This is a genomic window from Bradyrhizobium sp. SZCCHNS2022, assembly GCF_032377575.1.
Classification (GTDB): domain Bacteria; phylum Pseudomonadota; class Alphaproteobacteria; order Rhizobiales; family Xanthobacteraceae; genus Bradyrhizobium; species Bradyrhizobium aeschynomenes.
The window spans coordinates 6,351,959-6,372,056 of the sequence record NZ_JAUHHZ010000001.1 but is presented as its reverse complement, the minus strand read 5'-3'; the positions used below and the strand labels follow the sequence as shown (position 1 = coordinate 6,372,056).

19 protein-coding genes are annotated in these 20,098 nt (G+C 65.6%); 10 read left to right on the top strand and 9 right to left on the bottom strand.

Annotated features, from left to right (window positions below; all coding sequences use genetic code 11):
* Positions 1 to 60: 60 nt before the first annotated feature.
* On the top strand, positions 61 to 1,284 hold the full coding sequence (locus QXZ94_RS28520) for a hypothetical protein (protein ID WP_315724022.1): 1,224 nt from the start codon (positions 61 to 63) through the stop codon (positions 1,282 to 1,284).
* Position 1,285: 1 nt separating this feature from the next.
* On the opposite strand, the gene QXZ94_RS28515 is transcribed toward QXZ94_RS28520, so the two are convergent.
* Both QXZ94_RS28515 and QXZ94_RS28510 read right to left on the bottom strand, forming a co-directional pair.
* Positions 1,286 to 2,644, bottom strand: coding sequence for a caspase family protein (locus QXZ94_RS28515; protein ID WP_409998774.1), 1,359 nt, complete (start codon positions 2,642 to 2,644; stop codon positions 1,286 to 1,288).
* 321 nt (positions 2,645 to 2,965) lie between these two features.
* Complete coding sequence (locus tag QXZ94_RS28510; protein WP_315724020.1) at positions 2,966 to 5,089, bottom strand: NAD(P)/FAD-dependent oxidoreductase; 2,124 nt, start codon at positions 5,087 to 5,089, stop codon at positions 2,966 to 2,968.
* Between the two features lie 364 nt (positions 5,090 to 5,453).
* On the opposite strand from QXZ94_RS28510, the gene QXZ94_RS28505 reads away from it, so the two are divergent.
* The 3 genes from QXZ94_RS28505 to QXZ94_RS28495 all read left to right on the top strand — a co-directional run bounded on the left by QXZ94_RS28505 (position 5,454) and on the right by QXZ94_RS28495 (position 7,298).
* Positions 5,454 to 6,182, top strand: a complete 729-nt coding sequence (locus QXZ94_RS28505; RefSeq protein WP_315724018.1) for a hypothetical protein — start codon at positions 5,454 to 5,456, stop codon at positions 6,180 to 6,182.
* Between the two features lie 237 nt (positions 6,183 to 6,419).
* The gene (locus QXZ94_RS28500; RefSeq protein ID WP_315724016.1) at positions 6,420 to 7,004 is read left to right on the top strand and encodes a YidB family protein; all 585 of its coding nucleotides are present in this window, start codon (positions 6,420 to 6,422) and stop codon (positions 7,002 to 7,004) included.
* 27 nt (positions 7,005 to 7,031) lie between these two features.
* The gene (locus QXZ94_RS28495; protein ID WP_172115465.1) at positions 7,032 to 7,298 is read left to right on the top strand and encodes a GlsB/YeaQ/YmgE family stress response membrane protein; all 267 of its coding nucleotides are present in this window, start codon (positions 7,032 to 7,034) and stop codon (positions 7,296 to 7,298) included.
* 101 nt (positions 7,299 to 7,399) lie between these two features.
* Here QXZ94_RS28495 and QXZ94_RS28490 read toward each other — a convergent pair whose 3' ends face one another.
* Complete coding sequence (locus tag QXZ94_RS28490) at positions 7,400 to 8,182, bottom strand: SDR family oxidoreductase (protein WP_315724013.1); 783 nt, start codon at positions 8,180 to 8,182, stop codon at positions 7,400 to 7,402.
* Positions 8,183 to 8,487: 305 nt separating this feature from the next.
* Here QXZ94_RS28490 and QXZ94_RS28485 point away from each other — a divergent pair, with 305 nt between their 5' ends.
* The 3 genes from QXZ94_RS28485 to QXZ94_RS28475 all read left to right on the top strand — a co-directional run bounded on the left by QXZ94_RS28485 (position 8,488) and on the right by QXZ94_RS28475 (position 11,764).
* On the top strand, positions 8,488 to 9,552 hold the full coding sequence (locus QXZ94_RS28485; RefSeq protein WP_315724011.1) for an acyl-CoA dehydrogenase family protein: 1,065 nt from the start codon (positions 8,488 to 8,490) through the stop codon (positions 9,550 to 9,552).
* Positions 9,553 to 9,575: 23 nt separating this feature from the next.
* Positions 9,576 to 10,733 carry an acyl-CoA dehydrogenase family protein gene (locus tag QXZ94_RS28480; protein WP_172115471.1) on the top strand — a complete coding sequence of 386 codons (1,158 nt, stop codon included), beginning with the start codon at positions 9,576 to 9,578 and terminating at the stop codon, positions 10,731 to 10,733.
* 224 nt (positions 10,734 to 10,957) lie between these two features.
* The gene (locus QXZ94_RS28475; protein WP_315724008.1) at positions 10,958 to 11,764 is read left to right on the top strand and encodes an enoyl-CoA hydratase/isomerase family protein; all 807 of its coding nucleotides are present in this window, start codon (positions 10,958 to 10,960) and stop codon (positions 11,762 to 11,764) included.
* Between the two features lie 373 nt (positions 11,765 to 12,137).
* On the opposite strand, the gene QXZ94_RS28470 is transcribed toward QXZ94_RS28475, so the two are convergent.
* The 3 genes from QXZ94_RS28470 to QXZ94_RS28460 all read right to left on the bottom strand — a co-directional run bounded on the left by QXZ94_RS28470 (position 12,138) and on the right by QXZ94_RS28460 (position 15,189).
* Positions 12,138 to 12,899: a hypothetical protein gene (locus QXZ94_RS28470; RefSeq protein WP_315724006.1), complete on the bottom strand. Its 762-nt coding sequence runs from the start codon at positions 12,897 to 12,899 to the stop codon at positions 12,138 to 12,140.
* 140 nt (positions 12,900 to 13,039) lie between these two features.
* Positions 13,040 to 13,834 carry an enoyl-CoA hydratase gene (locus tag QXZ94_RS28465; RefSeq protein WP_315724004.1) on the bottom strand — a complete coding sequence of 265 codons (795 nt, stop codon included), beginning with the start codon at positions 13,832 to 13,834 and terminating at the stop codon, positions 13,040 to 13,042.
* 170 nt (positions 13,835 to 14,004) lie between these two features.
* On the bottom strand, positions 14,005 to 15,189 hold the full coding sequence (locus tag QXZ94_RS28460) for an ABC transporter substrate-binding protein (protein ID WP_172114527.1): 1,185 nt from the start codon (positions 15,187 to 15,189) through the stop codon (positions 14,005 to 14,007).
* 25 nt (positions 15,190 to 15,214) lie between these two features.
* Here QXZ94_RS28460 and QXZ94_RS28455 point away from each other — a divergent pair, with 25 nt between their 5' ends.
* From QXZ94_RS28455 to QXZ94_RS28445, 3 genes are read left to right on the top strand one after another with little or no spacing between them, the layout of a single operon-like run.
* Positions 15,215 to 15,355: a hypothetical protein gene (locus QXZ94_RS28455; protein WP_315724002.1), complete on the top strand. Its 141-nt coding sequence runs from the start codon at positions 15,215 to 15,217 to the stop codon at positions 15,353 to 15,355.
* 31 nt (positions 15,356 to 15,386) lie between these two features.
* Positions 15,387 to 16,181, top strand: a complete 795-nt coding sequence (locus QXZ94_RS28450) for a thermonuclease family protein (protein ID WP_409998773.1) — start codon at positions 15,387 to 15,389, stop codon at positions 16,179 to 16,181.
* A 48-nt stretch (positions 16,182 to 16,229) separates the two neighbouring features.
* Complete coding sequence (locus tag QXZ94_RS28445) at positions 16,230 to 17,696, top strand: M48 family metalloprotease (RefSeq protein WP_315726581.1); 1,467 nt, start codon at positions 16,230 to 16,232, stop codon at positions 17,694 to 17,696.
* Positions 17,697 to 18,012: 316 nt separating this feature from the next.
* On the opposite strand, the gene QXZ94_RS28440 is transcribed toward QXZ94_RS28445, so the two are convergent.
* The 3 genes from QXZ94_RS28440 to QXZ94_RS28430 form a co-directional block, all read right to left on the bottom strand.
* A complete protein-coding gene (locus tag QXZ94_RS28440) occupies positions 18,013 to 18,837 on the bottom strand; it encodes a CarD family transcriptional regulator (protein WP_315724000.1) in 825 nt (274 codons plus the stop codon).
* A gap of 502 nt (positions 18,838 to 19,339) precedes the next feature.
* Positions 19,340 to 19,678 carry a ferredoxin FdxA gene (fdxA, locus tag QXZ94_RS28435; protein ID WP_172114514.1) on the bottom strand — a complete coding sequence of 113 codons (339 nt, stop codon included), beginning with the start codon at positions 19,676 to 19,678 and terminating at the stop codon, positions 19,340 to 19,342.
* A gap of 114 nt (positions 19,679 to 19,792) precedes the next feature.
* Positions 19,793 to 20,098: an RNA-binding S4 domain-containing protein gene (locus QXZ94_RS28430; protein WP_311976457.1), complete on the bottom strand. Its 306-nt coding sequence runs from the start codon at positions 20,096 to 20,098 to the stop codon at positions 19,793 to 19,795.

Here is a 20,098-nt window from a genome sequence, read left to right as displayed (position 1 = left end):
TACAATACAATCATTGCAGGATTTATTGTGTCTGAGCCACTGTTACTGGTGGAGACGCTGATGACTTTGGTTGAGAAATTGGAAAAGGTCGGCGCTCGGCCCAAGGCTTCCGGCGCCAAGAAGGATCCGTCTCTCGAGCGCCTCAACATCTACATCGGACTGGCCAAATTCCTGTTCGGCACGTTCGCGCTTGGCCTGATCACCCTTGTGCTCAATCAGCAATACCGAACCGCACAGCTCGAGTTGGAGCGCGCCAAGAGCGACCATGCGCTCGGCCTGCAGGACAAGCAGGTCGAAGTGGAATACCTTCACAAGTTCCAGACCATGGCGATGGACAAGGACATCACCGTCCGCGTGGATTTCGCCGACTACATGAAATCGGTCGCGCTATCGAAGACCCTTCAGGAGATCTGGGAGAAGTACTACGCCGCCTTGAGCAAACGGCAGGCCGAGCATCAAGAGAAGATCGAACGCCTGAAGAATCAAAAGAAGGATGCCGCCACCGAACTCAATGCGGTGATCTTGAAACCGTCGGATTCGACTGTCGGCCCGCTGGTCGAAAAGTTGCAGCGTATCGACGCCGAGCTCTATACGACGCAGGAAGCGCTGGACAAGTCGCGCTACGGTACGTTCAAGGAGAACTATTTCGACTTTCAAAGCATCTACGACGATGCGGCTGCCGCCGAGCGCGCGCGAGACTACGAGCGCGAGCGCGATCTGCTTTTTGGCGCGATGGAGCGGATACCGAAGACGGTCAAGCCCTACTTCCTCGCGCGTCTCGCGGGAGCCTACCGGGCGCTTCACGACTTCTCCAGCGCCCGGGCGGTGATGCAGCAGGCCGTGGATCTCGCCCCCACCGCAGAGAGCCTTTTCCGGCTTGCAATCATGCAAAAGAACGACCGGCAGGTTCAACGGGCGCTGGAAAGCCTGAAACGTGCCGCAGAACTCAGTGACGACGATCCGGACACGTCGAGGCAGATCGAACTCGTTACGGCGGGCTACCTCATTCACAATGGGCAGCGCGATGAGGGGCTGCGGCTTTTTGCGGCGCTTGAACCGAGCCTGCAGCCACGGGACAGCTTCATTACGAACATCGCCTGGTTCTATGCGGTCGCTGGCCGGGACGACGATTTCTATGCAGCGTTGGAACGATCGCTGCAGATCAACCGTCAGGCCACGCTGACCTGGATCGACCAGGAGGTCGACATCGACAAATACCGCGAGGATGATCGCTTCAAACAAATCGTCCTGCAAGCGCGGATTCGGAGCGGCCAGCGGCCGTAGCTCACCGCGACATCGTGAACGTGCCGCTCGCCCCGCTGAGGGACCAGCGTCCGCTGATGCTGCGTAGATCGGCAGAGATCCTGCCGACATAGCTCACCGCGTGCGAGACGCCGCCGGTGCCGTCGTAGGTCTTGGTGATGGTGACGGTCTGGCCCGGCACCAGGGACGCGGACGAGCAGGCGAGATTGGCGAACAGCTTCGGCGCGCTGCGGTTGCCGAACGTGTTCACCTCTTCGGCCCGTCCGGCACAACCAGCCGTGCCGAAGTTGAAGGTGAAGGGGACTTGGCTGCCATTCGCATAGGAATAGCTGCCCGTCCAAACGCCGGCCATCGACCGCAGCTGCGGTGTCGGGGGCGGCGGCAGGGACTCGGACGGCGCGGCCAATGCGACCTTCGACTTGATCTCGTCCAGGCGCGACCGCGCAATGCTCGCATAGAAGCCGTCCGGATAGGTTTTCAGGAAGGCCTCCCAGACCTCCCGCTTTCCGAGCTTCTGCGCCAGCTCGAAATCCTCCCGCATGCGATCGGCGGCGGAGACCGGCGGCTGCGCCGGCGCGGCCGGGGATTCGGCTTCGGATCGGCCAGTGAAATAGAATCGGCCAGCGATCGGCGAGGACGACACCCAGGGCTGCTGCGCGCCGCCGGTCGACTTCTTCACGGCGAGTCCGACTTCGTTGAATGCCTCGAACAGGCCAAGCCCGGGCTTGCGGATGGTCGCGGCGAGAGCGCTGGAATAGGGGCTGTTGCCGCCTTCGCCATCCAGCGCCACGTTGCCGGGCTGGGTGGCATAGGAGATCAGCGTGCCTTCGGGGGCCTGCATCTGGGCAAGCCCGCCGCCGGTCGCACGGAAGCCGCGCCCGCCGAACGGATTGTTACGGCAGGCATCGAGCACGACGATGTTGAGCTTGGTCCCGGCGCCATCCATCTGGCTGAGAACGACGTTGGTGTCGACCATCTGCAGGTAGACGTCGGCCTCCTTGGTCGGGTTCGCCGCCACGGGCACCAGGAAATTGCGGCCCGCGACCTGCACGCCGTGACCGGCATAGTAGAACAGCGCGACGTCGGCCCCCATGATCGCGTTGCCGAACTTCTGCAGCGCGGCGTCGAAGGCCGCCTTGTCGAGATCGATCTGCGGGCCGCCAGCGACGAGCGAGAAGCCGAGCGAGCGCAATGTCTCAGCCATCAGCCGGGCATCGTTGCGTGGATTGCCGAGCGGCGTGACGTTCTGATAGTTCGAGTTGCCCACCACCAGCGCGATGCGCTTCTCGGCGCTCGCCGATGCCGACCAGACTGAAATCAACGTCAGAATCACGAAGAGGCGCAGGATCGCGCCCATCGACAAAATAAACCCCATGGCCATGCCCATTTCCGAGGGTCACTGCAAGAATGTCCCCTCTTAACATGCCGACACCGACCGGTCTTGCCCATCTTCGAGACGGGCAACGCAGCCACCGTGGCCGGATGGGCTCACTTCGGCGCTGCGAGCACTGACGCATAGCACGATCACGAGGTATTTCGATCCGCACGCTCCGACGGCTGGGACCGGACGGACGCACGCCCGGGCCCGTCGCAATGGCTCTACCAGCCCCCCACCGTCAGCGCAGGCGAGCAGGCCGGCCGGTGTCATGCTCTCGCGACGAGGCGATCGTCTCTCCGAAACCGCCCTCCGCGCTGCGCTCCTTCAGGCCACCGCGAGCTCGGGCTGCGGCTTGACCGCAGCCATCGGCTTGCGCGACAGCAGCCCGGGCACCAGCGCCTCGGCCGCCTCCGCACCCGAGATCACCACGGCCTCGACGCCCGCGCCGGCATTGCCGCCGCCGGCGATGACGAGGTTGCGCAGCGGCGCCTTGGCACCCTTGAGCCGCCCCGAGCGCGCCACGCCATAGATCGAGCCGGCGCTGGCGAGGTCGTAGCGCGCATAGGTCACGGGGCTGGCGTCGGTGCGATAGACGATGTGCTGTGACAGGCCTGGAATGACGGTCTCGGCGGCGGCGACCATGGCATCGCCGAGCTGCTGCTTCCGCGCCTCGTAGTCCTTCGAGCGGCGCCAGGCCTTCCAGTCGTCGCCGCCCTCGGCCTGAAACCAGCCCTTGGCCTCGTCGTGAGGAACGAGCGTGATGATCGTCATCGTCGCGTGTCCCTCGGGCGCCGCCGACGGATCGAGCTTGGACATCACGGCGAGACCGATCCCCATCGGCGCATCGAGATGGGTGGCGGGAGCGATGTCCGGCACGACGTCGAGACCGAGATGCACCGAGAAGCACGACGTCGCCGGCGTGAGGCTGCGGGTGCGCTCACGGAAGGCCGAGGGCAGATCGTCGGGGCCGAGGAGCTCGGTGAAGGTCCGGCCGAGATCGGCGTTCGAGACCACCGCGCGCGCGCGGATCGTGCGGCCATTGCCGAGCACCACGCCGGCGGCACGGCCCTGCTCGACCAGGATCCGCGCGACCTTGGACTTCAAATGCACCTCACCGCCGCGCGCGGTGATCGCCTCGGCCATGATGTCGGCGAGGTGACCGGAGCCGCCGACCGGATAGAAGCCGCCCTTGAAGTAGTAGCCGAAGATCGGGACCATCTGCGCACAGCTCAGCCGCTCGCTGCCGTCCCCGAGATAGCCCGACAGCGCATTGAGATACGCGATCAGCTCGGGATCGGAGACATGCGCGGCGACCAGCTCGTCGAACGGGCGGTTCATCCAGCGGAACGCCTGCGGATGCTTGCGCGGGAAGGCCAGCATCTCCTCGATCGATTCCGGCATCCCGGGAATGCCGCTGCGGCCCTGTCCGGTCGCATACATGCTCTGGAAGATCGCATGAATCGTATCGAACAGCTTGACGAGCCCGTCGGCGCTGGCAGGAAACGCCTCGCAGAGCAGCCGGACATAGGCGCTCCAATCCTCGGGCACGTCGATGCGGCGGCCGGCAAGCCGGTAGGAATGGGTGACGCGCTTCCATTGGATGCGATCGGCGACACCGAGCCGGCGCAGCACGCAGTCGACCGGGCCGCCGGGCCAGACGCCGGAGAAATCATGCGGTCCGGCATCGAAGCGGTACAGCACCGGCTTGTTGTCGTGATGCGCCTTGCGCAGATAGCTGTGGCAGAAGCCGCCGGGCACGACGTGGTGGTCGAACACCTTCACCTTCAGTCCGGATTCGGCAAGCAGCGCCGCGGCGGTAAGACCGCCGATGCCGGCGCCGATCACCGCGACGTCGCAATCGGCGCTCGCGGCACCGGAGAAGTCCGGCGCCGGCCAATGATGATCCTCGCGGGACGCCCGGATCCGCTGCAAGGCCTGCCGGATGGCGAAGCGCGGGCCAAAGATCGAGACGAGCGCTCCGCCGACGACGATCGCAGTCGTGATCCAGGATGACACGCCGGCCCAGCGGCAGAGGCCGAGCACCAGGAACAAGGCGCCCCACAGCCCCGTCATCAACATGTTGATCAGTTGGAATTGCGGTGTCGACGCGCTGTCGGCATAGCTCCCGCGGGAATAGTCGGCCGTCCAGGGCCGGCCGACGGCGAGCGAGCCGAAGCTGATCACACCGAGCGCCGCGAAAGACAGCCACAGCGAGTTGATCGCGGTCCAGCCCGGCGCGACATCGTTGGCGATGGCCAGCAGGACGAACAGCGCGAGGCTGCCGAGCTCGAGCAACGCGAGTTCCGACCGCGTCGCGCGCCACAGATTGCCGCCGAGAGACAGCGCGAGCGCGGACCACACCGCCCAGCTCGGCTGATGCCAGCCGAGCAAAGCCCAGAACACCACGAAGGGTAGCAGCGCCAGCTTGACCGTCAGGAACACCTTCATACCTGCCTCCTCCGCGCCAAGCGCGCCGCCATCTTTCCAGTGTCAAGATAAAGCATAACGGCATCGCCCCGCCTGCGTCAACGATGATCTTGCCAGCGTCAAGATTAGATTCGTCAACCTCGACGGGACGAAAGTGGTAGAATGATGCCCGTCATCACGCGAAGGCCACAGCCTATCGTCCGGACGCCACAGCAAGGTGCGATTCGCGCACCGCCAAGCCGCCAAAGCCGGCCCGACTGTGGCAATGGGATCACGGAACCCGGGCGTTGAACGAACAAAGTCGAAAATTGCGCAGCATAGGAGTCACACACCGCCGCAAATTGGCGACAATCTGCGGTCATCTGAGGCGAGGAGACGCTGAGGATTGCCGTTCGTGTACCGACCCCAACTGCCAGTATTGGTCTTTGCTGCCATCAGCTGCGTGTCGGCCATTCAACTACAACGCGCGCATGCGGAGTGGTGGAGCCGCTCCCCGACTGATTTCGAGGAATGCGCCGACGCAGCGGAGAAATCCGCCACGAAGGAAGAGAAGACTGCGGCGATGGCGCAATGCAACGCCAAATTTGCCGGGAGACGGAAGCCGGGCGGCGGCTATGTCTATTACGACTTCATGCAGGACCGCAGCTTCGACATCGCCGGTCCCAATCCGACGCCGGAAGAGCAGAAGTTCATCGATCAGCAATACACGCAATATCTCGAGCGGCAGCGCCACGCCAATATGAGCTCGGCCATGATGCCGCGGCCGCAGCCGCAGGGCCTGCAGTCGACCTCGCTCAGGGACATGACGGCGCGCGCCGCGATCGAGCCGCCCAAGCCGGCGATGCCGGCGCCGCCACCGCTGCCCCGACCGAGCAAGCCGCCTGCTGCGGCAGCGCAGCCCGGCCAGGTGCCGCCCGGCGCCACCGCCGAGGCGCGCGCCCGGATCAAGGCGGCCCACTGCGCCAAGGATGGCGGCAGGCGCGATTCGTTCTCGTGCAATTTTCCAGTCCTGTCCGAAAAGCTCGATGAGCTGAAGCGGATGTTCACCGGCCCAAGCCAGACGGCGGCGGGACCGGCCGCGAAGTCGCCGAAGCGCGCCGACGCCAAGAACTGACGCCAAGAACCTGACACGGAGAACGGACACCGGCCGCCTGCGACGGCGGCGTGTGCCTGCCCGCTCCCGTTCATCGCGCCGTCATCTGCGCCACGCCACAACATGATGCGCACGCGGAGTTCCGACAGCGGCGGCCGCGATGGCGTATGCATTCCCCCGTCTGCGGCGTCTGGCCGCCGCTTGTAACGATCCGAGCAACGCCATAGCTTTACGCGCGTGGGGCGCAGGAGGCAGGTCATGGGTCTACTCGACATTCTCAACGGCATGCAGAACGGCCCGAACGGGCCCGATCATCCGACGACACAGAAGAACGACGGCATGTCGCCGATGACGATGGCGATCCTCGCGCTGCTGGCCTGGAAAGCCGTGAAGCACTTCTCGCAAGGCAGCCGGCAGCCGAATGCAGCTCCAGCGCCAGTTCCGCCGCCCCAGCCGACCGGCCAACAAGGCGGGCCGCTCGGCGGCGCGCTCGGTGGCGGCCTGGGCAACATCATTGCCGGCGGTCTCGGCGGCCTGCTCGCAGGCGGCGCAGCCGGCAGCGTGCTGTCCGGCGGACTCGGCGATCTCCTGCGCCAGTTCCAGGAGAAGGGTCATGGCGACACGGCGAACTCGTGGGTGAGTCCCGGCGAGAACAAGCCGATCTCGCCGGGTGATCTCGCCAACGCGCTCGGCGCCGACCAGATCGATCAGCTCACCGCGCAGAGCGGCCTGTCGCGCGATGAGCTGCTCAGCGGGCTGAGCCAGTATCTGCCGAAGGTGATCGATCAGCTGACGCCGGACGGGCGGCTGCCGACCGAGCACGAGCTCTCGGGCCGGATCTGAGCGCGACCTTCAGGCAAGGATGATCTCATGATTTACATTTTGATCGTTGGCTTCGTCGCCGGCCTGCTGGCGCGGCTGCTGTCACCCGGGCCGAACAATCCCTCAGGCTTCATCCTGACCACCGTGCTCGGCATCGTCGGCGCCTTCCTCGCCACCGCGATCGGACAGGCGATCGGACACTATGGTCCGAACCAGGGCGCCGGCTTCATCACCGCCACGATCGGCGCGGTGGCGGTGCTGTTCATCTGGAACCGGCTCGTCGCCAGCGGCACGATCCGCGACTTCAACCGGTAGCAGCCCTCACCCCGTCATTGCGAGCGCCGCGACGCAATCCATGGCCTACAGATGAGGTCTGGATTGCGTCGTCGTTTGCAGGTCTCACAATGACGGCGATCTCATCCCAGCAGATGCATCCCCGCATCCATGCGCACGACCTCGCCGGTCATCTGCCCGGATGCGGGGCTGGCCAGGAAGACGACCAGTTGCGCGATGTCCTCGGCCGATGACGCCGTACGCAGCGGCACCCGCGCCACCACGGCGTCGCGGACCTGCTTGGCGCCGGCCTCGCCACGGCCCTTGGTGAACCAGGGCGTATCGATATAGCCGGGGCATACCGTGTTGACGCGGATCGCAGGCGCCAGCGCGCGCGACAGCGACAGGGTCATGGTGTTCAGCGCCCCCTTGCTCGCGGCGTAGGCGATCGACGAGCCGACGCCGCTGATGCCGGCCACCGACGACACGTTGACGACGGCGGAGGCGCGTTCGGTCTGCTTGGCAGCGGCTTCGAGCAGCGGCCGCGCCGCGCGCACCATCTGGAACGGTCCGATGGTGTTGACGGCGAAGATGCGCTGAAAATCCTCGGCCGACAGGCCATCGAGCTCCGCATGCGGGACGTGCTTGGTGGTGCCGGCATTGTTGACGAGCACGTCGAGACGCCCCCACGGCGCCGCGGCCGCGACGATCCTCTTGCAATCCTCGTCGCGCGACACGTCGCCCTGCACGACCACGATTTCCGCGCCTTCCTTGCGGCAGAGATCGGCCGTCTGCTCGGCCTCCGTCTTGCTGTTGGAATAGTTCACGACGATGCGCATGCCGGCCTTGGCCAGCAGCAGTGCAGTCGCGGCACCCAGGCCGGAGGCCGAACCCGTCACGATCGCGCACAGACCTTCCACCGCCATTCCGCTTCTCCCTGCTTTCCCGCGTCTCATTCTCAGATCGTTGCTTCTTAGAGCATGATCCGGAAAAGTGGAAACCGGTTTTCCGAAAAGATCACGTTCAAACAAAGGGATCAGACCATCGCGACTGAAAGATCCAAGCAATCTCCGCGCTGCGGAAATCGCCGGGTCCATGCGGCGAACGGACGGCGCCCTGCGATGCGCAGCGCTTGTCAGGACCCGTGACTGCGCTCATCATGCGACGCAAACATCCGGCGCGGCGCGCAACTGCGACGCCGTGCGGCAGAACAATCAGCACGAGGAACGCCGTGGCGGACGCTGACAACATCGTGGTTGCGACCGCGGAGAAGATCTTCGCCGATCTCGCCGACCCGCAGACGATCAATCATGACAAGGACGGACGCTGGGCGGCGCCGCTGTGGCGGGCCCTGAGCGAGGCCGGTCTGCCGCTGGCCTGGGTCGCCGAGGAGCTCGGCGGCGCCGGCGTCGATCTCGCCGACGGCTTCGCCGTGATCAATTCCGCCGGGCGCTTCGCAGTGGCGGTGCCGCTCGCCGAGACGCTGCTGGCCGGCTGGCTGCTGCAGCAGGGCGGAATCGCTTCGCCCGACGGCGTCATGACAATCGCGCCGGCGCGCCCGAACGACCGGATCACGCGCAACGCCGACGGCACGCTGTCCGGCCGCGCGCGCGGCGTGCCGTTCGCGAAGAATGCAAGGCATGTGGCCGTGGTCGCGCATGACGGAGACGACGTCTCGATTGCCCTGGTCGAAGCGGCCGGGCTGCGCATCGATGCCGGCCTGTCGCTCGCCAATGATCCCAGCGACACCGTCACCTTCGACAAGGTCGCACCCGTGGCGATGAAGCGCGCGCCGGCCGGCTTCGATCAGGACCGCCTGATGCTGATGGGCGGCGTCGTGCGGGGCCTGCAGATCGCGGGCGCGCTGGATGCGTTGCTGGAGATCAGCGTCCGCTATGCCGGCGAGCGCGTCGCCTTCGAAAAGCCGATCGGCAAATTCCAGGCGGTGCAGCACAATCTCGCGCGCCTCGCCGGCGAGAGCGCTGCGGCGAGCGCTGCCGCGACCTCCGCCGCGGATGCGATCGCGCGCGGAGAGGCGTTTGACGACGCGATATTCCTCGAAGCTGCATCAGCCAAGATCCGCTGCGCCGAAGCCGCCGAGAGGGGCGCGGCGATCGCCCATCAGGTGCATGGCGCGATCGGCTTCACCACCGAGCACATCCTGCACCGCTTCTCCTTGCGGGCGCTCGCCTGGCGCGACGATTTCGGCTCCGAGAGCCATTGGGCCGTGGCCCTCGGCCAACGCGTCGCCGCCCGCGGCGCCGACGAATTGTGGCCGCTGGTCGCCTCACGCTGAGAGCTGCACGAAAAGGATAGCCCATGACCGCGCTCCGTTTCGATCCGATCCGCCTGCCTGGGGAATGCGAGGAGCTGCGCAAGGAGGTGCGCGCGTTCCTCGCCGAGGAGATCGCCGCCGGCACCTTCAATCCGTTCCAGCCGTTGCGCGAGGACGCCGATGCCCGAGAGTTCTCGCGGCGGGTCGGCGAGCGTGGCTGGATCGGCATGACCTGGCCAAAGAAATATGGCGGCCACGAGCGCACCTTCCTGGAGCGCTATGTCGTAACCGAGGAGATGCGCGTTGCCAACGCGCCCGTGCGCCGCTTCTTCGTCGCCGACCGCCAGAGCGGTCCGATCCTGCTGCGCTACGCGCCCGAGCACATCAAGATGGACATCCTGCCGCGCATCTGCCGTGGCGAGCTGTGCTTCGCGATCGGCATGAGCGAGCCGAACTCCGGCTCCGACCTGTTCGCGGCCAAGACGCGGGCGACCAAGACCGAGGGCGGCTGGCTGATCAACGGCTCCAAGATCTGGACGACGTCGGCGCACATGGCCGACTACATGATTGCGATCTTCCGCACGTCGCCGGCCACCAAGGAGAACCGGCGGCACGGCCTGACGCAGTTCCTGGTGAACATGAAATCGCCGGGCATCAAGGTGAATCCGATTCCGCAGATCACCGGACAAAAGGAATTCAACGAGGTCGTCTTCACCGACGCCTTCGTGCCGGACGATCATCAGCTCGGCGAGATCGACGGCGCCTGGAAGCAGGCGACGTCCGAGCTCGCCTATGAACGCTCCGGACCGGAGCGCTTCCTGGAGACCTATTACGTGCTGACCGAGCTGGTGCGCGCGGTGGGTCCCGATCCGGACACACGCAGCGCCGAGGGCATCGGGCGCCTGGTGGCGCAGCTGCATGCGATGCGGCGCATGTCGGTGTCGGTCGCCGGCATGCTGCACGCCGGCAAGGAGCCGGTGGTCGAGGCCTCGATCGTCAAGGACGTCGGCACGGTGTGGGAGCAGCAGCTGCCGCATCGTGTCCGCGACCTCGCCGCCTTCGTCGAGGAGGACGCCGGCAATCGCGAGACCCTGGAGAACCAGCTGACCTTCGCCATCCGCACCGCGCCGAAGCTGACCATCCAAGGCGGCACCACGGAGGTGCTGCGCGGCATCATCGCGCGCGGGCTGGGACTGCGGTGATGGTGCTTCTTACCTCTCCCCGCTTGCGGGGAGAGGTCGGATTGCATCGTCAGATGCAATCCGGGTGAGGGGGTACAGGTCTCACCACGGACACTTCCCGTGCGTCTGCCCCTCACCCCACCCTCTCCCCGTGAAGAACGGGGAGAGGGAGCAGACCGGCGACTGCGCGGCAGCCTGGTCACAAACGCAGCGCGAAATCATTGAGACGCTCATCGGAGATCCACATGACCCACTTCCCTGACATCGGCGTCGAGATCCATGGCCATGTCGGCCTGATCGAGATCCGTCGGCCGCCGCTCAATTTCTTCGACATTTCACTGATCAACCAGATCGCGGATGCGCTCGAAGGCTTCGATCGCGACATCGAGATCCGCGCCTCTGTGCTCGCCGCGCAGGGCAAGGCGTTCTGCGCCGGCGCCAATTTCGGCGACCCGGCGCGGCAGGCCCAGGAAGCCGCAAGCGCCAAAGGCGATCCGGCCGACAGCCTCGGGCCGATCAACCATCTCTACATGCAGGCGGTGCGGATCTTCCGCTGCAAGAAGCCGGTCGTTGCCGCCGTCCATGGCGCCGCGATCGGCGGCGGACTCGGGCTCGCGGTGTCGGCCGATTTCCGCGTCACCTGCCCGGAGGCGCGCTTTTCCGCCAACTTCACCAAGCTCGGCTTCCATCCGGGCTTCGGCCTGACGGTGACCTTGCCGGAGCTGATCGGCAAGAACAACGCCGAGCTGATGTTCTACACCAGCCGCCGCGTCACCGGCGAGGAGGCCTACAAGATCGGCCTCGCCAATGAATGCGTGCCGCAGGACCAGGTGCGCACCGCTGCAATGAAGCTCGCCTCAGAAATCGCCGAATGCTCGCCGCTCGGCCTGCTTTCGACCCGCGCCACGATGCGCGCCGGCCTCGCCGACCGCGTGATGGCCGCGACCGAGCACGAGCTCGCGGAGCAGACAAGACTGCGCGCGACGGAGGACTTCAAGGAAGGCGTGAAGGCCACCGAGGAGCGCCGCTTCGCGAATTTCAAGGGACGGTGAGCGGTTACGCTATCGCGTAGTCTGTTGCGGCGCGCGCAGTGCACCTCGCCCCGCCAGGGCTATCGCATTTTGCGATGGGAGTGGCGCGTTCGTATATCTCCACATCGTCATGCCCGGGCTTGTCCCGGGCATGACGGAGTAACTAACAGTCGGGATTGTTTGTCGCGACAGCCGTATTTTCCTATGCGATAGCCCTGCCGCTCTCGCGGGGAGAGGTCGGATGGCATCGACGGATGCCATCCAGGTGAGGGGATACAGGTTTCACCATCAGCACCTCCCGTGCGGCTGCCCCTCACCCCAACCCTCTCCCCGTAAGAACGGGGAGAGGGAGCGCAGCGTCGACTGCGCGAGAGCCGAGACTCGGCTCATAAGTCTACGTGGTCGGTGTGAACGTCACGCCCGCCATCTCGAACCCAACATCCGACACTGCGTAGCCGCGCGCACGCGCGGCGTCGATGATGCCCGCGGCATCCGTGACGCGGAAGGTCAAGCCGCTCATCAGCTCGCGCTCGCCGGGCGTCACACGGATTGAGGCATTCGGCAGCCTCAATCGCCAACCGCCGTCATCCTCGGCTGTCGGCGTCAGATCGAGGATGCTTCCCCAATGCGCGGCGAGCGCTGTTGGATTGGGACTTTGCAGCACGACCTCCGTCAGCGCCGTCGTGACATCACTGCGGATCGCCCGCGTCCAGTCCGGCCCTGCCGGCGGATACGGCCCCAGCACGTCGTCGCTGCCCTCGGTGTGGTTGAGCTCGATGAAGGCCGCACGGCAGTCGCGGGGATGCAGTTGCACGCCGTGATAGGGCGGATGGTCGATGACGTTGGCGGTGCGCACGCCGAGCGCATTGGCCCTCGCCGCGCGGCCGTCGGGATCATCACAGGACAAGATCGCCATGTAGCCACCGCGGCCGCCCGACTTGTCGAGGAAGCGTCCCGCCGCGGTGCCCTCGACCGTCGGCGCGATCACCTCGAGCAGGATCGGGCCGACCGGGAGCAGCGCATTCTCCAGCCCGTATTTGCCGACATGCGGATCGCGATAGCAGACCTCCAGGCCCATGATCGCCGCGATATCCGAGACGACGGGCTCGAGCGCTGGGGCCACCAGGCATATCTGGCGCAGGTAGAGGTAAGGCATGGCAGGTCTCTTTGAAGTATCACCTGTTGACGCAAGCCGTCGGCCTCACCGTCGTCATTGCGAGCGAAGCGAAGCAATCCAGAGCTCAGGCAATAACCCTGGATTGCTTCGCTTCGCTCGCAATGACGGGGAGTACGGAGCTAACGTCCCTGAAACACCGGCGCGCGCTTCTCGACGAAGGCCCTCGCCGCCTCCTTGTGATCCTCGGTGTCGCTGCACCGCGAGTGGTGCATCGCCTCGGCGTCGAAGCAGGCTTCGAGCGTCATGGTCTCGGCGTTGTTGATGTTGCGCTTGATGTAGCCGAGCGTGACGCTCGGCCCCTGCGCCAGCGACATCGCCAGCTCGCGCGTGGCGGCCTCGACCTCGGCATCGGGCACGACCTTCGTCAGCATGCCCAGGGCGAGTGCCTCGCGCGCGCTCAGGATCGGGGACGTCAGATAGAGCTCGCGCGCCTTGGCGCTTCCGAGCAGCTGGGTGAGGAAATAGGTGCCGCCAAAATCGCCTGACAGTCCGACCTTGGCAAAGGCGGTGGTGATCTTGGCCGACTCGCCGGCAACGCGCAGGTCGCAGGAGAGCGCGATCGACAGGCCCGCGCCGGCCGCGGCGCCGTCGATCTGCGCCACCACCGGCTTCTGCATCTGGTGCAGCAGCCGCGACACCTCCATGCGCTCGCGCAGTGTCGTAACCTTGGTCTCGAACGACGGCGCCGTCTTGGCTTCCGCCATCGCCTTGACGTCGCCGCCGACGCAGAACGTGCCGCCGGCGCCCTTCAGCAGCACCGCACGCACGTCCGGATCATTGGCGGCCCGCTGCGCAGCCTCGACGAGGCCCTTGGTCATATCGCTGTTCAGCGCATTGCGCCGCTCCGGGCGGTTCATCGTGATCGTGAGCAGGCCGGAGTCGAGATGCTGCAGAACCGTCGTGTTGGTGGTCATGGCCGGCACTCCTTGTTCGTCGATGCTTGATGTCACTCCGGGGCGACGCCCCAGCGTCGAACCCGGAATCTGGCGATGATGGACTCACATCGAGGTTCCGGGTTCAACGCTGCGCGTTGCCCCGGAACGACGGAGGCCGAGGGCGCGTCCGCGCGGCGGCCTTTCAACCGTCACTTCTTCACCAGCGGACAGCGCGAGGCCTCCAGGGACTGGAACGCGTCATTGCCGGTCACCGTCGCCAGCAGCTTGTAGTCGTCGGACTTGCCCTTCGACTCCGACGGTTTCTTGACCTCGAACAGATACATGTCGTGCACCATGCGGCCGTCCTCGCGGATGCGGCCGCCCTTGGCGAACATGTCGTTGATCGGGGTCGACCGCATCAGCTTCATAACGGCGTCCGCATCGGTCGTGCCGGCGGCCTTCACGGCCTTGAGATAGTGCGTCACGGAGGAGTAGACGCCGGCCTGCGCCGAGGTCGGCACGCGCTTGGTGCGCTCCATGAAGCGCTTGGCGAAGGCGCGCGTGTCGTCGTTGAGGTCCCAGTAGAACGCTTCCGCGACGAGCAGCCCCTGCGCAGTCTCCAGTCCGACGCTGTCGATATCGGAGACGAAGGCGAGCAGCGGCGAGAGCTTCTGTCCGCTCTTGGTGAGACCGAACTCGGCGGCCTGCTTGATCGCATTGATGGTGTCGCCGCCGGCATTGGCGAGACCGACCACCTTGGCCTTGGACGCCTGCGCCTGCAGCAGGAAGGACGAGAAGTCCGAAGTGTTGAGCGGATGGCGCACGCTGCCGAGCACCTTGCCGCCCGACTTCACGACGACATTGGTGGTGTCCTTCTCCAGATCCTGGCCGAACGCGTAATCGGCGGTGAGGAAGAACCAGCTATCGAGCCCGGATTTCACCGCGGCAAGGCCCGTGACGTTGGCCTGTGCGAACGTATCGAACACGTAGTGCACCGTGTAGGGCCCGCACGCCTCGTTGGTGAGCCGAACAGAGCCCGGACCGTTGAAGATGACGATCTTGTTGCGCGCCTTCGCGATCTCGCCGGCCGCGAGCGCGGTGGCGGAGGCCGCGACGTCCCAGATCATCTCGACGCCCTGGTTGTCGAGCATGTCGCGGGCGATGTTGGCGGCGAGATCGGCCTTGTTGAGATGGTCGGCCGCGATCACCTCGATCTTGCGCCCCAGCACCTCGCCGCCGAAATCCTCCACCGCCATCTTCGCGGCGGCCTCGCTGCCGGGCCCGGTGATGTCGGCGTAGAGGCTGGACATGTCGAGGATGCCGCCGATCTTCAGTGGCGGCTTGCTCTGCGCATGGGCTGCGGTCGCGGACAGCGTGAGCGCTGAAGCCAGCATGAACAGCGACGCCGCTGCGCCACAGATGGACCTGCTCATCGATTACCTCCCTGCCGGGCAACGCCGCTACATGGCGACGGCCTCGTTGATAGTTCGCATCATGGCGCACGCGCACGTCAGCGGCAAGCGCCTGCAACAGGCGTTGCACGCTGCTGTTTTCCGCTGAGTGGAATGGACATTTCGTGCGATGATGCAGCATGACGCGTGCACGCAAGATCGACTGCAGACACTCGCTCCATCGGCTCTGCCTGATGCTGCTCGCGACCTGCGCGACTGCGCCGACGAGCCATGCCGCATCCTGCGTGCTCGCCGAGCTCGGCGAAGGGCATGTCGGCGAGATCGTCGACGCGCGCAGCGTCCGCCTCAGCGACGGCCGCGAGGTCAGGCTCGCCGGCATCGAGGCGCCGCCGGAGCAGAGCGCAGCGGCGATGGAGGCGCTCGGCACGCTGCTGCGCGGCCGCGACGTCGTGCTCCGCGGTGAGGACGATGCCCCCGACCGCTACGGCCGGCAGCGGGCCTTTGCCTTCGTGCCCGGGGGTGACCAGCCGGTGCAGAGCGAGCTGCTCCGGCAGGGCCTCGTCCTTCGCGGCATCGACCTGCCGGACCGCGATTGCGCCCTCAACCTGGGCGCGGCGGAGGCCGACGCGCGCACGTCGCGGCGTGGCGTCTGGAAGACGGGGACCGTCATAAAAAACGCGGAAAGTCCAGACGATATTTTGGCTGGCGTTGGGCTATTTACGGTTGTCGAAGGGAAGGTGTTGTCCGTACGACAGACAGGGACAACAACTTATCTGAACTTCGCTCGTAGCTGGACACGGGGCTTCGCTGTGATTATTCCAAAGCGTATGATCGCGGTATTGGAAGGTGCCGGCATCGACGTCAAATCACTTGCGAATCGACAAGTTCGCGTGCGCGGTTGGATCGAGGCGCATGCGGGTCCGAGACTGGAACTGACGCAGATCGCGCAGATCGAGATTTTGAGCGGAAATTGACCGCGGTGGTACGTGAGTAGCGACGTGAACCTGTCTGTTCGAAGGCGCATGACGGCGATGAACTGCGGTTCGCGGATCGCACCGGCCTTGCTGTGCCTGGGGCTGGCTCTGGCTGGTTGCAGCGACATGGGCAAGTTGCAGCAGGCGACGGCGCCGATGCCGACGCCGCGACCGAAGCCGGCGATGGTGCAGACCACCCCGGCCAGCGACCGCGAGCACGAGCGCATTCTTGCAACCTATGGCGGCGCCTATGAGGACCCCCAGCTCGAAGGACTGATCGGAAAGATCGTCGACCGGCTGGTCGCGGCGTCCGATCGCCCGGACCAGGGCTACAAGGTCACGATCCTGAACTCCGGCGCGGTCAACGCCTTTGCGCTGCCGACGGGTCAGCTCTACGTCACGCGCGGCCTGATCGCGCTGGCGAACGACACCTCGGAATTGTCGTCGGTGCTGAGCCACGAGATGGCGCATGTGCTGGCGCGGCACGCCGCAATCCGCGAAGACCAGGCACGCCAGGCCGCCGTGGTGACGCGCGTCGTCTCCGACATGGGCAACGATCCCGACCTGACCGCGCTGGCACTGGCCAAGACCAAGATGACGATGGCCAGCTTTTCGCGCACCCAGGAGTTCGAGGCCGACGGCATCGGCGTCGGCATCTCGGCCAAGGCCAAATTCGACCCTTACGGCGCAGCGCGTTTCCTGTCCTCGATGGAGCGCAACGCCGAGCTGAAGGCCGGCAAGGTCGCGCTCGACCCGCGCGCGCAGGACTTCCTGTCGTCGCATCCGGCGACGCCGGAGCGGGTGCAGAACGCCGCGGCGATCGCCAAGCAGTACGTCTCGCCGGAAGCGCGGGAGCATGATCGCGAGACCTATCTCGCCGCCGTCGACAACATCGTCTACGGCGAGGACCCGAGCGAGGGTTTCGTGCGCGGCCGGCGCTTCCTGCACCCCAAGCTCGGCTTCACGTTCCAGGCACCGGAGAATTTCACGCTCGACAACACCGCGCAGGCCGTCATCGGCGTGCGCGAGGGTGGCGCCCAGGCGATGCGCTTCGACGTGGTGCGCGTGCCCGCCCGCCAGACGCTCGGCGACTATCTCAATTCGGGCTGGATGGAGAACGTCGACAAGTCGGCGACCGAGGAGCTCACCATCAATGGCTTCCCGGCGGCTGCGACGACGGCGAGCGGCGATCCCTGGCAGTTCAAGGTCTACGCGCTGCGCGTTGGCAGCGACGTCTACCGCTTCATCTTCGCCTCGCGCCAGAAGACCACCGAGAGCGAGCGCAACGCGCGCGAGACCGTCAACTCGTTCCGCCGGCTCAGCCTGGAAGAGATCCAGTCCGCCCGGCCGCTGCGCATCAAGGTCATCACCGTGCAGCCGGGCGACACGGTGGAGTCCCTCGCTCACCGCATGACCGGCGTCGACCGGCCGGTCGAACGCTTCCGGGTGCTGAACGGGCTCGATGCCCGCGCGCAGGTCAAGGTTCGCGACCGGGTGAAGATCGTGGTGGAGTGACGCTCCTTCGGGCGCTCGCCTGCGCGACAAATCAGATGCATGGCGCAGACTGCGCCTCAGAGAGGGTGTCGTCCCGGCCCTGAGCCGGGACCCATAGCCGCCGTTTTCCGTTGCTGAGCACGCTGGAGCGGCCGCCGTCGCAAACCACAACGTCCTGTGGTTATGGGTCCCGGCGTTCGCCGGGACGACAGCGGAGAGATTGGAAGCGGCGCGGTCTCCGCCAACAGAGACGGACCAAACCGACAACCAAACAAAAAGCCCGACCTCGCGGCCGGGCTTTCGTAAGCAACTAATTGGAAAACGCTGGAACGGTCGATCAGGCCGCCTCATCCGCCACGGCGGTGTCGTCGCCGTCGATGTCGTCACCCTCGGCGTCGGCATCGCCCTCGGCGACCGCGTCGGCCTCGGTCTTGGCGCCGCGGCGCGGGCTCTTGGCGAGCTGCGTCTCGATCTCCTTGACGGCCTCGGTCTCGGTCGAGTGCTGAACCACCGCGATCTCGCGCGACAGACGGTCGAGCGCGGCTTCATACAGCTGGCGTTCGCTGTAGGACTGCTCCGGCTGCGACTCCGAGCGATAGAGGTCGCGCACGACCTCGGCGATCGCGACGATGTCGCCCGAATTGATCTTCGCTTCGTACTCCTGGGCGCGGCGCGACCACATCGTGCGCTTGACGCGGGCACGGCCCTTCAGGGTCTCCAGCGCCTTCTTCACCAGCGCCGGATCGGACAGCTTGCGCATGCCGACATTGGCGACCTTGGCGGTCGGCACGCGCAGCGTCATCTTGTCCTTGATGAAGTTGATGACGAACAGCTCGAGCTTGGCGCCCGCGATCTCCTGCTCCTCGATGGCCAGGATCTGGCCGACGCCGTGAGCGGGATAGACGACGAATTCGTTGGTCTTGAAGCCCTGGCGCTGGGTCGGCAGCTTCTTCTCCTCGACGCGCGGCGCGGCCGCAGCGGGAGCCGCCGGCTTGGCGGCGGGGGCAGGAGCAGCCGGTACCGCGGTCTTGGTGGCCTTCGGCGCAGCCGCCGCCTTGGCAGTCACGGTCTTCGTCACAGAGTCCTTCGCAGCCGAGTCCTTTGCAAGAGTGGTCTTCGCGGCGGATGCTTTCGCGGCAGTCTTGGCAGTCTTTTCAGGCATTGCGCTTCTTTTGTTCTTGGTGGACTTGGCAGCCGAGGCCTTTGCGGCAGCCCGAATCTCCTTTACAGGAGCGCGGGCACGGCCCTTGGAAACGCTGCGGCTCGCCGCGGCGGCTTTTTTTGTACTCTTGGAAGCACTCTTTTTACGCGTTTTCTGTGACACAGCCTGCGCGCGGAACTGCCACGCCCCTGTTTGATGTTGCGGGAACCTAAAAGGGCGGCCAAAAAAGTATACGCATGGCCGGGTTCGGCTCTGAGAATGTGCCATATATAGCACATTTCCCGCAAAAATCAATGATTTAGAGGCTCCAGGGGCGGTATTGTGACGGATCCGCGAAGTTAGGGTTAAGTGAAGCGTGCCAGAATCGAACACTCCTGCACGGGCTGTTCCCGCACCGCAGGATGCCTCCTAGGCCATTGTTTCCGCGTGGCATTCCGATCCGGCTGACGTCCCGCGGCCAGCCTGCTCGGCGCTCGGCGAGCGCCGGTTGCCACGCGACCCGCTAGTCTCCGGCGCCGGCCTTCGACGAAAAATATTTCTCGAACTTTCCGCCTTCGCCGTCGTGCTCCTTGGCATCGCCCGGCGGATCCTTCTTCTGGGTGATGTTGGGCCAGGACTTGGCGTATTCGGCATTGACGCCCAGCCACTTCTCCAACCCCGGCTCGGTATCGGGCTTGATCGCGTCCGCCGGGCATTCGGGTTCGCACACGCCGCAATCGATGCATTCGTCCGGATGAATGACGAGCATGTTCTCGCCCTCGTAGAAGCAGTCTACCGGGCAGACCTCAACGCAATCGGTGTATTTGCATTTGATGCAGTTTTCGGTGACGACGTAAGTCATCCAGGGCTCCGGAACGGATCAATAAATCGGCAGGCTTGCACTAGCGCAGGATGTGGTGTGCCGCAAGGGAAGCAGGACCAAGAACTGAACCGGAGTTGCGCAGGCGCAACCCCGTCAGCTTCGTTCAGCGCCGTCGAGATCATCATACAGCCCACGCACCGATGCTGCGTCACCCCGGCGCGCGGCGAACCCCGTCACCTTGAGCACGCGGACGCTGCGATCGAGCGCGATGGTCAGCACGTCGCCGGTCTTGACCCCGTGTCCAGGCGAGGTCTCGCGCACGCCGTTGACACGGACGTGGCCGGACGACACCAGCGCCGCGGCGCTGGTGCGAGCCTTGACCAGCCGCGCGTGCCACAGCCACTTGTCGAGACGCTGGCGCTCTGACGGAGTGTCAGACGTGGGCGTTGTCCTTCCGAT